At 36.0% G+C, this 12,585-nt stretch carries 14 protein-coding genes; all 14 read right to left on the minus strand.

What is annotated here, in order from left to right; genetic code table 11:
* Nucleotides 1-58: 58 nt before the first annotated feature.
* Nucleotides 59-361: a 50S ribosomal protein L27 gene (gene rpmA, locus LKE46_RS10665; RefSeq protein WP_291721772.1), complete on the minus strand. Its 303-nt coding sequence runs from the start codon at nucleotides 359-361 to the stop codon at nucleotides 59-61.
* A gap of 3 nt (nucleotides 362-364) precedes the next feature.
* Nucleotides 365-691 carry a ribosomal-processing cysteine protease Prp gene (locus LKE46_RS10670; RefSeq protein WP_291721774.1) on the minus strand — a complete coding sequence of 109 codons (327 nt, stop codon included), beginning with the start codon at nucleotides 689-691 and terminating at the stop codon, nucleotides 365-367.
* 2 nt (nucleotides 692-693) lie between these two features.
* A complete protein-coding gene (rplU, locus tag LKE46_RS10675) occupies nucleotides 694-1,008 on the minus strand; it encodes a 50S ribosomal protein L21 (protein ID WP_291721776.1) in 315 nt (104 codons plus the stop codon).
* Nucleotides 1,009-1,142: 134 nt separating this feature from the next.
* A complete protein-coding gene (locus tag LKE46_RS10680) occupies nucleotides 1,143-2,567 on the minus strand; it encodes a ribonuclease E/G (protein WP_291721778.1) in 1,425 nt (474 codons plus the stop codon).
* On the minus strand, nucleotides 2,564-3,271 hold the full coding sequence (locus LKE46_RS10685; protein ID WP_291721780.1) for a TIGR03936 family radical SAM-associated protein: 708 nt from the start codon (nucleotides 3,269-3,271) through the stop codon (nucleotides 2,564-2,566). Before LKE46_RS10685 ends, LKE46_RS10680 begins: the two co-directional genes overlap by 4 nt.
* On the minus strand, nucleotides 3,252-5,102 hold the full coding sequence (locus LKE46_RS10690; RefSeq protein ID WP_291721783.1) for a TIGR03960 family B12-binding radical SAM protein: 1,851 nt from the start codon (nucleotides 5,100-5,102) through the stop codon (nucleotides 3,252-3,254). The genes LKE46_RS10685 and LKE46_RS10690 overlap by 20 nt, the downstream gene beginning before the upstream one ends.
* 53 nt (nucleotides 5,103-5,155) lie before the next feature.
* The gene (locus tag LKE46_RS10695) at nucleotides 5,156-6,013 is read right to left on the minus strand and encodes a M50 family metallopeptidase (protein ID WP_291721786.1); all 858 of its coding nucleotides are present in this window, start codon (nucleotides 6,011-6,013) and stop codon (nucleotides 5,156-5,158) included.
* 19 nt (nucleotides 6,014-6,032) lie between these two features.
* Nucleotides 6,033-6,392, minus strand: coding sequence for an endopeptidase (locus LKE46_RS10700; protein WP_291721789.1), 360 nt, complete (start codon nucleotides 6,390-6,392; stop codon nucleotides 6,033-6,035).
* Between the two features lie 132 nt (nucleotides 6,393-6,524).
* Nucleotides 6,525-6,902, minus strand: coding sequence for a methylglyoxal synthase (gene mgsA / locus LKE46_RS10705; protein ID WP_291721793.1), 378 nt, complete (start codon nucleotides 6,900-6,902; stop codon nucleotides 6,525-6,527).
* Between the two features lie 28 nt (nucleotides 6,903-6,930).
* Nucleotides 6,931-8,052 (minus strand): rod shape-determining protein RodA, encoded by a 1,122-nt coding sequence (gene rodA, locus LKE46_RS10710; protein WP_291721796.1) that lies wholly within the window; start codon nucleotides 8,050-8,052, stop codon nucleotides 6,931-6,933.
* A 77-nt stretch (nucleotides 8,053-8,129) separates the two neighbouring features.
* Nucleotides 8,130-8,396 (minus strand): cell division topological specificity factor MinE, encoded by a 267-nt coding sequence (minE, locus tag LKE46_RS10715; RefSeq protein ID WP_291725655.1) that lies wholly within the window; start codon nucleotides 8,394-8,396, stop codon nucleotides 8,130-8,132.
* Nucleotides 8,397-8,407: 11 nt separating this feature from the next.
* Nucleotides 8,408-9,205, minus strand: a complete 798-nt coding sequence (gene minD, locus LKE46_RS10720) for a septum site-determining protein MinD (RefSeq protein WP_291721799.1) — start codon at nucleotides 9,203-9,205, stop codon at nucleotides 8,408-8,410.
* A gap of 17 nt (nucleotides 9,206-9,222) precedes the next feature.
* Nucleotides 9,223-9,852, minus strand: a complete 630-nt coding sequence (gene minC, locus LKE46_RS10725; RefSeq protein WP_434735191.1) for a septum site-determining protein MinC — start codon at nucleotides 9,850-9,852, stop codon at nucleotides 9,223-9,225.
* Nucleotides 9,853-9,930: 78 nt separating this feature from the next.
* A complete protein-coding gene (locus tag LKE46_RS10730; protein WP_291721802.1) occupies nucleotides 9,931-12,582 on the minus strand; it encodes a penicillin-binding transpeptidase domain-containing protein in 2,652 nt (883 codons plus the stop codon).
* Between the last annotated feature and the right edge of the window lie 3 nt (nucleotides 12,583-12,585).

Here is a 12,585-nt window from a genome sequence, read left to right on the forward strand (position 1 = left end):
TCACTCCCTTTTACTCTAGATTTAAAAAGACACCCTCTAAACGGGTGCCTCATAAATATTACTCAGCTACTAATTCTTCCTCTGGTAAAGGATATACGCTGGCCTTTTTTCTGCTTTTGCCTAATCTTTCAAATTTTACTATACCATCTACTTTGGCGAAGAGGGTATCATCAGAACCTTTTCCAACATTATTCCCTGGATGAATCTTTGTTCCTCTCTGTCTAACCAATATATTACCTGCCAGGACAAACTGTCCGTCTGCAGATTTGGCACCCAATCTCTTGGATTCACTATCCCTACCATTTTTTGAACTACCCATTCCCTTTTTATGGGCAAACAACTGAAGATCCATAATAATCATAAATCACACCTCCTCCACATATGTACTTATATATTTGCCATAACTTAATTCTATTCTCTTTAAACCAAGCAGCATCGTTCTCATGAGCACCTGACATTTTTCTATTTCATCCTCTGACATACTTTCCAGAGAAAAACTCAGGAATCCATTTTCTATGGAATAGTCAACTTCAAGCCCCAATACCTCTGTCAACCCAATCAGTATGCTCTGAGATAATACAGAAACCGCACAGCAAACCAAATCATAACCGCTGTTTATGGAATCTGCATGTCCTGACAGTTCAACTGAAACCAAATTATCAGATTTGAGCCTAAATTCTGCCCTAATCATGATTAAGCATCTATTTTTTCTATCTGTAACTTGGTATATGGCTGCCTGTGTCCCTGTTTTTTTCTATAATCCAATTTTCTCTTGTATTTAAATACAATTACCTTCTTGTTTTTGCCATGAGACAAAACCTTGGCACTTACTTTAGCACCATCTACCTTGGGTTTTCCTACAACTAAGTTTCCATCTTCCTTGCCTACTGCAAGTACATCATCAATTTCAACTGTCGAGTCAACCTCGGCATTTAGCTTTTCAACATATATAACGTCTCCCTCTGAAACCTTATACTGTTTTCCTCCTGTAACTACAACTGCGTACATTAAAACACCTCCTCAATCCAGTCTCGCCTAAAAGGTATGCAGAAAACAAATTTCTACATTTCAACCTATTTCGCGCGGTCTACAAAGGGTATTTTAGCACAGATAGCCTTCTTTGTAAAGTTCTGAGCTCAAATTTACACCTGAAGTTTAAATTTCTCAAGTTCATCTATCTGGCTTGAAAACACAAGCGGTTCTATTTTGAAGTATTCTCCATGTCCATATGTCAGATATATGTTTTTTTCCTCTCCTCCTATATCTTTTAGAAAGGAACTCACATTTTCTTCAATATCATTCTTATAATTATTCCCGATTTGAATATGTATATTCATTTCATTTATTTTATCTATCTCATTTTCAATAAGCATGCTCATATATGATAATTTTATCCTGTGCCCCATTCCTCTGCAATAAGCGCAATCCTCGTCTATATAATCGCTTATAGGTCTTCCAGATCTCTTTCTTGCTATTTGAACCAAATTCAATTCAGTAAAAGGATATACTATGGTTTTGTTGCTGTCATCATCGAACCCCGAATTCAATATATCTATAATCTTTCGCTTGTTTTCAATTTTATCCATGTCAATAAAATCTATCAATATAATTCCACTTAAATTCCTAAGCCTTATCTGTCTTACAATTTCTTCTGCAGCCTGAAAATTTGTAGTGAAAACTGTTTTCCCCATGGATCTGTTCTTCACATTTTTCCCTGAATTCACGTCTATGACATACATTGCTTCAGTTCTATCAATAACTATGTATCCGCCGCATTTCAAATAGACTCTTCTGTTTCTCAGGGCCAGTATTTTGCTGTCAATATCGTGGAAGCTGAACAGTTTACCACTCTCATTGTAAAATTCAACATTGTCAACATCATAATTATATTTTTTTAAGAATCGCCTTATATTTTCATAGTCAGATCCGTCACTGGCATATATTTTGAAATCATGTCCTTTTAGTTTGTCTCTCAGAATTTTTTCCACAAGTCCTCCGCCATTAAAAATCAGCCCCGGCTTCAATGCATACTCGCTTTTTCTAATTATGTTTTTATACGTTTCATATAATTCATTGAATTCATTTTGTATAACATCAACCGATATATTTTGAGCATCTGTTCTTACTTTAATTCCAATACGTTCAGGCAGTTTCAGATTGTTTATTATTCTATCCTTGAATTCATTATCCAGTATTTTTCTTGAAAATTCTATTTCCCCACTAAAATTGTTCAGTACACAATATTTACCCGGCATAGAAATAGAGCTAACTACTTTAGGGCCCTTTTTCCCGAGATCTTCTTTTACAACTTGAACCAGAAGTTCTTCTCCCTTTTTGAATCCAATATTTTTAAATCTGCTGTCAACATACATATATGCATTTTTATCTTTTCCTATATCTATAAAAGCACATTTTATAGCTGGTACTATATTCTTCACAATACCCTTATACATTTCTCCGGGATAGGCCTCATCATTTTTTTCAAAGAAAATTTCTTTCAAGTCACCATTTTCCATAATTGCAGTTCTCAAAAACTCCCTATTTCTGTCTATAAAAATATATTTCAAAATTCCACTTCCCTTATAAGAGGTATCAGTTCATCATTATACATTCCGTACATTTCTTTTCTCATTATATCAATAAAAGCATTTCTATCGAATTCCCTTGTATTTTTCAGTATATAATCAGCCAGGAGTCCTGCCGACAGATTATCTCTGCTGCCACAGCTTATTACCGTATCCAATATAAGAATACCATCCTCAAGTTTGTAACTCATTTCTTTTACAAACCTCTTTATATTGGTTTCAGCTGCTCCCCTTTTGGTCTTTTTCATGGCTTTCCATACATCTCTTTCCATAAGTTCGTTCATATCTGACACCAGGTTGGATGTATCCACATATTTAATTTTTATTATGTATCTTGCAGCATATACTTCAGCCATTGATTTGAATATCTTTCCGTCAGGATTATCTTTTATCGGCTTTACTTCAAGTATTCTCAATCCTAAAGGTGCATTTTCATTTAATCTTCCTATTATCTCATCTTCTTCCATTTCCCTTTCAAAAGAAATATCCATATATTCTCCACAGGAATAAACTCCTACAGAAAGCGGCTGTGCAATAGACATATTTATATGTGGATTGAATCCCCTGGAATACTGAACAGGCAATCCGGATCTTCTTATCATTCTCTGTATAGTTCTCATAACATCCAGATGTCCTATAAACTTTACACTGCTCTCTTTTGTAAATTTAATTAAATACCGAATCACTGAAACACTTCACCTCCAGATTTGCATTTATTCCACAATTTTTGCACCCTGATCTGCAGTCCGGAGTTACTTCAGCCATTTTTGCCTTTTCATTTTCTTTTATCAAAAATTCCTTATCTACTCCAACATCTATAAAGTCCCAGGGTAAAATTTCATCATAATTCCTTCTCCTGTAGGCATAGAAATCTCCGTCTATGTTACACTTTCTAAATGCATCCATCCATATGTCAAAATCGAAATATTCGGACCATCCGTCAAATTTTGCTCCCATTTTGAAAGCTTCTACCAGGACATCACAGACCCTTCTGTCCCCCCGTGCAAATACAGCTTCCAGATAACTTACGGGACTTTCATGCCAGCTGTAATTTATCTGCCTTTTATTTATTGATTTCCTGATCAATTGTATTTCATCTTTTACATCTTCCATTTTTATCTGGGGTGACCACTGAAAAGGTGTAAAAGGTTTTGGTACAAATATGGAAGTACTTACCGTTACCTTCAGTCCCTTTTTCCTCTTCTCTTTTGGTACGGAAAAATATTCATCCACAACCTTGCCGGCTAAATCTGAAATACCTACTATATCCTCTTTTGTTTCATATGGAAGCCCAATCATAAAATACAGCTTTATAGTTGACCATCCGGACTCAAATGCACTTCTTACGGAGCTCATCAGATCCTGTTCACTTACCCCTTTGTTTATAACATCCCTCATTCTCTGACTTCCTGCTTCAGGTGCAAAAGTAAGCCCTGTTTTTCTTACTTTCTGTATTTCATTTATAAGTCCTACAGAAAAAGAATCTATTCTGAGAGATGGGAGGGACAATCCTATCTTATAATCTTTATATTTTTCTATAAACCCATGCACCAGATTTTTGAGATCAGAATAATCACATATGCTGAGAGAGGTGAGTGAAACTTCGGAATAACCTGTACTTTTTATGAGTTTATCCGCCTGTTCCATAAGTTTATCCACTCTCTTTTCCCTTACAGGCCTGTATATTATACCTGCCTGACAAAATCTGCAGCCTCTGGTGCAGCCTCTGAAAGTCTCAAGCATTATCCTGTCATGCACTATATCGGTGTATGGAACTATGAGATTGTCAGGATAAGGTACAGCATTCAAATCCGGTATTATTCTCTTCTTAATTTTAGAAGGCACATCTTCATATATTGGCTTGAATTGTCTCAAAGTACCATCTTCATTATATTCCACTGTATAAAGTGAAGGTACATATACTCCTTCTATGTGAGATACCTCTCTTAGGAATTCGCCTTTTCTGCCTCCTCCTTTATATTTTTTATAAAGCTCAATTATCTCCTGAAGCTGTCCTTCGCCTTCCCCGATTGCAAATATATCCGCTATATCATGCAGAGGCTCAGGGTTATAGGCACAGGGCCCCCCGCATATTATCAGAGGATCATGCTCTCCCCTTTCAGATGCTCTTACAGGCAGTCCTGCCAGATCAATCATATTCAATATATTCGTATAACTCATTTCATACTGGAGAGTAAATCCTATAAAATCAAAATCCCTGATAGGATCCTTACTTTCCAGAGAATACAATGGGATATTGTTTTCCCTCATAAGTTTTTCAAGATCCGGCCAGGGTGCAAAAACCCTCTCGCAATAAGTGTCTTCTCTGCTATTCAAAATATAATACAATATCTTCATTCCAAGATGTGACATTCCAACCTCGTATACATCGGGAAAGCAAAACGCAAATCTAACATCTATATTTTTGCTGTCCTTTATACAGGAATTCATTTCTCCTCCAATATAGCGGGCAGGTTTTTCTACCTTGAATAATATATCATCAGAAATTCTGTTCATTAAAATCCTCCTCTTAAGTACATTTCTATATTCTAACATAACACTAATTCTTTTTAAATGATATGATTGTCACTTGCTTTTAAAAATTCCTCCAAAGTTATGTTTCCATATACCTTAAGTGCCTCTATTATCTCTTCTTCGTACACAATATCTACAATTTTCATGTAATCGTCCAGCACAGTAAAGATGTTGTACTTGTTCTTGTCAAAAAGAGACATTGCAGTAAGCAGGTCCTGTTTATGATGTATGGAAATATTCCTATTTTCCATGTACCCTCTTTTTAAAAATTTATAATTCTTCTTGATAATATCACCCATAATTATATATGATGTCCTTTCATTTTCTCTAAGTGAACACACAACTATAAATAATCCTATAATTCCAATATTAAAGATCCTGTATCCTTTTAGAAAGCTTATTACATAAATAAGCATTAATATAATTCCTATAATAATGCCTATAACAATAGTAATTTTATTTGCTCTTCTGTAATCAATTCTAAAATTCAACAGGCTTCTCAAAATCCTTCCACCATCCAGTGGAAATGCCGGTATTAAATTAAATAGACCTATAGCAAGATTTATAGAAAAAAGCATATAAAATATCTGAACTTCAAATTTTTCATGCAATATATAAAATACTATGGAAAACAACAGATTGCCTATAGGTGCTGAAGAAGAAATAATGATGTCCTCTTCTTTGGTAGCTTCATCCAGGTCCTTTAACTTTATCACGGTTCCCACAATTATAAACTCTATGTCAAATCCGGAAAACTTATAATGCCTGGCAGCCAAATAATGAATTAACTCGTGGCAGAAAACTATTATAAAGGTATAAACAATCTGACCTCTATAACCTATGATAATTAAAAATATTACATAAGGAATAAAGTATCTGCTTATTTTTATCACAAAATCAGTCCTCAACTATTTACTGCGGTATGTTGATTTGAAATCTGCCGATTATATTTTTTGCTTTATCCTCTACAGTTTTTAGATCAACCTGATTCAGATTTTGCCTTAGCTTAGTATAATCATAGGTTTGATTCACTATTTTTTTAGAATAATTATATACAGCTTTAGTTTGAGGCGTTGATATAATTCTGCAGCCTACTACAACTACGGATAATACTAAAACTCCAATCAAATCTCTTATAATACGCCTTGTAATATAGGCAACTCTGGTAGGTTTAATATTTTGTCTGACGATTTTATTATAATTTGGCGAATATTTTACATTTCCCTTCAATCGATTATAATAATCCTCATACTGTGAATTATAATATCCCAAAACTTATCACCCTTCTATATGATTGATACATAAACTATATATATTTCAAATTGTACTGAATTATGACCAAAACAATAACCAGTAATTTAGTATTTACAATGCACTAAACTACTGGTTACACGTTATTTGTTACTATTTTTGAGAATGCATGCCTATTACCTTTGCAAATATCTCTGCCGCAGCCAGATTAGTGGCAAGTGGTACACTGTGTACGTCACATATCCTCAATAATGCGGCTACATCAGGCTCATGAGGCTGTGCAGTAAGCGGATCCCTGAGGAAAAATACCATATCGATATCCCCCTGTGCAACTCTCCCGCCTATCTGCTGATCCCCGCCAAGTGGTCCTGAAAGAAATCTGTGAACTTTTAATCCTGTAATTTCGTTTATGAGCCTTCCAGTAGTACCCGTTGCAAACAGTTCATGTTCTTCAAAAATATCCTTGTATCTTCTTGCAAAATCAATTATGTCATCCTTTTTTTTATCATGGGCGATAAATGCAATTTTCATTATAACCTCTCCTCCAATAATATATAATTTAGAAGTTGATCTTCTTTCTTCTCATTCCTATGTTGAGAACCATTGCTATATTGATAAATGCCGTCAATATTGAACTTCCTCCATAACTCATAAATGGAAGGGTTATACCTGTTATTGGAAGCAATCCTATAGTCATTCCTATATTCTGCAGTATTGAAAAAAGCATAGTGGAAACTACTCCTATACATACCATTGATCCGAATATGTCTTTTGCCTCTCTTGCTATGCTTATTATTCTGTAAAGCACAATGCCATAAAATAATATGAGAAGTGAAGCACCTAAAAATCCCCATTCCTCACCAACTACTGAAAATATGAAATCCGTAGAGGCAAAGGGAACATATCCTCCGGAAATCTGTGTTCCGTTTAAAAATCCCTTTCCGAGTATACCGCCTGAACCAATTCCTATCTGGGATTGTCTCAATTGAAGTGAATATGACATTTCATATTTTACAGGGTCAAACAAGGATACGATTCTCTTTTTCTGGTACTCCTCTATCAGAGAAAATTTCCACGCCATAGTTACAGCTGCAGCAACAGCTACTATTCCACCAGCTATTGTCTTAGAGTTCAATCCAGCTCCAAAATATATTCCGAGCACCGTAAAAAAGCATACCATTGTCATCCCCATGTCAGGCTGCTGTATTATAAGCGCCATAGGTATGACTGCATATAGTGTGAGCTCACAAAAATTTCTCAGGTTGTTTATGTTTCCCTTCATGTCATCCAGCTTTTTTGCAAGCATGACAATTATCCCTGTTTTGGCAATCTCAGAAGGTTGAAAAGAAATAAATCCCAGACTTATCCATGATGCAGCCCCGTTAACTGTTGATTTCAATCCTGGAATACAGTTTAAAACAAGCAAAAATACCCCGAACCAATATATTATACTTGCATAATTTTTTATTTTTGTATAGTCTATTACCAGTACGATATAGGTAAGTATAATTCCGCCAATTATCCATATAATCTGACTTTTAAAAGTTGAAAAGCCATGTGTCATACGCGTTGCACTATATATGTTCAGGCTTCCAAATATTGAAATAACTATTATAGTTATTATTATTGTAAAATCAAGTTCCCTGAGGAACCTTCTGTCTATAGCAAACTTCTCCAGCATAATATTCAACCCTCCAATATAACTAAATAAATTATATCACATAGATTTAAAAAAGCTATGCACAAATTATACATAGCTTATTTTTTGTGTTTTACCTTTTTTATGGGTATACTTGCAACCAATGCCGGAGAATCCTTTCCCATATCTTCCGTACTTGTCATCTTCACATTTATATCTTCACAGTCGATTTCTATATACTTTGAAAGCACCTTTAAAATATCTTCCTTTATATTTTCCAATAAATCAGGAGACATATTGGATCTATCGTGTATGAGTATGAGTCTCAATCTCTCTTTGGCCACATCCTTCGAAGGCTGCCTGGAAAAGATCCTAAATAAGTCCATCATATTACCTCCTATTTAATCCCAAATAATTTTTTTAAGGATGAAAAAAATCCTTCTTGTCCCTGCGTTAGATCCATAAATGGCACTTCTTCTCCCTCTATCCTTCTAGCAATATTCTTAAATGCTTGTCCAGATATGGATTTCGCATTTAAAACTATAGGTTCCCCCCTGTTTGTGGATACAGTTATTTCCCTGTCATCAGGTACCACTCCTATAAGCTTTATGGCAAGACTATCCAGTATGTCATCTACATCAAGCATTTCACCTTTTTTTGTCATCTCATAGTTTATTCTGTTTACTATGAGCTGATGATTTTCGAGACCCTTAGAATCCAATTTCCCGATAACCCTGTCAGAATCCCTTACAGATGTAACTTCGGGATTAACTACAATCAAAGCCCTGTCTGCACCTACAATTGCATTTTCAAATCCCTGTTCAATTCCGGCAGGACAGTCAATCAAAACATAATCGAACTCCTTCTTTAGTTCTGATATCAGCTCAAGCATGTCCTTGCCATCTATATCTTCCTTGTCTCTGGTTTGAGCCGTAGGCAAAAGATACAAATTTGGAAATTTCTTGTCCTTTATAAGAGCCTGCTTTAATTTACATTTTTCTTCTATTACATCGATAAGCGTAAATACGATCCTATTTTCCAGCCCCATTAGTACATCCAAATTTCTCAGTCCTGTATCACCATCAACTACAACTACACTTTTCCCCAATGCAGCCAGTCCCGTCCCTATATTAGCCGTAGTAGTAGTCTTTCCAACTCCTCCTTTGCCTGATGTTACCACGATTGCTTCTCCCATAAAAAATAATCCTCCATTCATAAAAATTTATTAGGCAGGTAAGGTTCAACTATTATAGTATTACCTCTCACTCTTGCTACCTCAGGATATTGTGGTTTAATATTATCTTCCGGTGATCTTGTAATTACATTGGCAATCTGAAGCACTTCAGGCTCCAGATAAAATGAAGCAACTATTGCTTTTGAATTTCCGCCAACTCCAGCATTGGCATACCCTCTGAGTGCACCAAATACAATTATATTACCTCCTGCATATATTTCAGAACCAGAATTTACATCTCCAATCACAACTACATTTCCTGAATAATTTATAATTTGTCCACTTCTTACGGTACGTCGGAGAAATTTTGTCCTGCCTTCATAAATTCCAGAAAATATCTTGTTTGGCCTTTCTTTCCTGTCTTCAAATATACAATCCTTGACTAAAAATTTCTCAAATAATATGTCTTTAAGTTTTCTATACTGTCTTTCATTTATGTATTTCAAATCTGTGGTTATTTTCAAGGTACATCCCTTATAAAATATTTTTCCGGCTGAAAGCCTGTTATTTAAGGCTTCAACCATATCGTCAAAATCTCTGAATTTATTTATATTTATAATTATGTTTATTCCGTCCCTATTTCCCTTTACAACTATACCATCATCCATAATACCAGACCTCCACCACATGCCACCACATATATTACTTCAACAAATTTTCTCTAAATCCTTCTGAATATTTCAATTTTATTTTGAATTTTTATCAAGTCCAAAATAAGCTGAATATATATCTCTTGCAACCTGGGCGGAACCGGCTCCCATACCTCCGTCAAATACTACCACACATACAGCTATCTGAGGATTGTCAAGAGGTGCATATCCTACATACTCTGCATAATCAGTTCTTCCAATCATGGCCATGTGATCCTGGCTTCCAATGCTGGCTGTACCTGTCTTACCTGCGGTTTTTATAGGGAAACTTGCAAATGTCTGGGCTGCAGTACCTTTTTCATTAACTGCCTCCATTCCGGCTTTTACTGAAGCTATGTTTGAAGCATTCACTCCTGTTTTTTCTGCCACTTCTGGCTTTACATTCTTAACAACCTTGCCATTGGAATCAAGTATTTTCTCTACCAGATGAACTTTATATCGTGTGCCTCCATTTGCAATTGTAGCAATATAATTCGCCATCTGCAGCGGAGTAAATTGATTAAGTCCCTGCCCTATAGATGCATCTTCTATATTGGCCGGCACTGTCAGCTGTACATGGGCGTCCGATACAGTTATATAATATAATATGTCCAGTAAATTGCTCATCTGCTTGTCGGTAATTTCTTTTTTGTTTGCAGGATCTGTTGATGTAAGTTCTGAAAACAATTTTTTATATTGTGACCTGTCAAAAGACTTGTTCCCGTTTTTAATACAATCCTGAATCAAATTTTTGATACTCTTTTTTATATTTTTGACTTCATCGGAATCACTGGCATTATCATATAGGTTGACAGTAACAACTTTATTTCCCCTGTCATCCTGCCCTTCTTTAAGTATTTCCATTGTCTTCCACAAGTACGTATTGGCAAAAGCATTTTTATTTGAAGTTGTATTATATACCTGGCCGAATTTTTCAGGTATTTCTATTCCCGTAGTCGGTGTCGCCTTGCTCTTCGGGTCTGCTCCGAGTCCGAACTTCCATGCATACTTGGCCAGCGTGTCATCTCCAAAGTTATCCCTTATAAGTTTCCCTACAGTCATAAAGTAAGGGTTGCTGGATCTCTCTATGGCCCTTGCAAGATTTACAGGTCCATTTGATCCATCAAGATCAAAGTGTACTATATTCCCCCCGCCTTTATCAAAGGTACCTGTATCATTTACAACAAAGTCTGGAGTTATAGCTCCGCTTTCAAGGCCTGCTATAGCAGTCATTGGTTTGAAGGTAGATCCTGGAGGTATAAGAGACTGCGTAGCATAATTGTAAAATGGTTTCGCATATATATCATATACATCCTGTCTTATAGTTGTATTGCCTTTTATACTCTTGTCCAGCGGAAACAATATATTGAGGACATCCTCCTCACTGGCTCCCGGATAAAGACTGGTAATTCCCCTTTTGCTTATATATTCCCTGCCAAATTTATCTAAATCCGGATTAAAGTACTTGCTGTACTGGTCGGAAGTCAGCTTCCCGGGCGATGAAAAGAGATTAGGATCATAACCAGGTCTGCTTGCAAGTGCAATTACCCCGCCTGTCTTTACATCTATAACCACGGCTGCAGCCCTTGTTGCATTTGTAGTATCGGATCTTTCCTGCCCATAAGGATCGGACTGCAATTGTTCCATTCTGCTATCAAGTGCTTTTTCTGCCGCTTCCTGAACATTTTTCTGTATCGTAAGCTGTACTGTATTTCCCGGAGAAGCTTTCTCTGTTCCCATTTCCTCAATTATCTTTCCATTGCTGTTGAGCTTTACCCGTCTGCCTCCCTTTTTACCTTTGAGCTCATCCTCAAGTGCAGCTTCAATACCCGCCTGTCCTACATAATCAGTATTTGGATCATAGCCCTTTGCCTTGTACTTATTGTAATCCGTACTGCTTATTTTGGATATATAACCCAGAACCGCAGAGGCCAGATCCTTGTTGGGATACGATCTCATAGGCTGGGTATTCACATCCACTCCTGGAAGATCATTGAGCATCTGGGAAAATTTCAATGCAGTAGCCTTGCTGATATTGGCTATTACAACCGGATCATATCCTGAAAAGCTGTGCATCTTTATAGTGTCCTTGATGATCATGAATCTTCTCTGTTCTTCAAGTGGATATTTATTGCTTATTTGATACTGCTTCAATAAAAGCTTATATGTTTCTTCAGGTGAAATCTTAAGCAGTCTGTCATTTACCTGTTTTATAAGCTCATCCTCGGATATATTCTCGTCCTTTTTCTTTATTTCTGATTCTATATCCTCATTCAATCCTCTGTCTCTCTTGAACTTTATCTCCAGATTTCTTCTCGTCTTTGGATCATCACTTCTGAATTCAAATTTAAAAGGATTTATTTTTAATTCAAAATCATCCTGCTGGTTTTCTCCATTTTTATCCAAAATTTCAAAAACCTTGTGCATCGTCTGAAAAAAGTGCTTGTCACTTTCATCCGTTTCATTATAAACCAGAGTATAGCTTTGGACACTTGTGGCAAGTACTTCTCCATTTCTATCCAGTATATCTCCCCGTGGAGCCTGATCAGATATCTCCCTTATAGACCTGTTGGTGGCGGTCTCTTTATATTGAGAACCCTTTACAACTTGAAGTGAAAAAAGCTTACCTATCATAATACTGAAAATACTTACCATTATTATAACAAGTACAGTATATCTGGATAACTTCTCCTTTTCTTTCAGCTTCATAAG

Source organism: Clostridium sp., from assembly GCF_022482905.1.
Lineage (GTDB): Bacteria > Bacillota > Clostridia > Clostridiales > Clostridiaceae > Clostridium_B.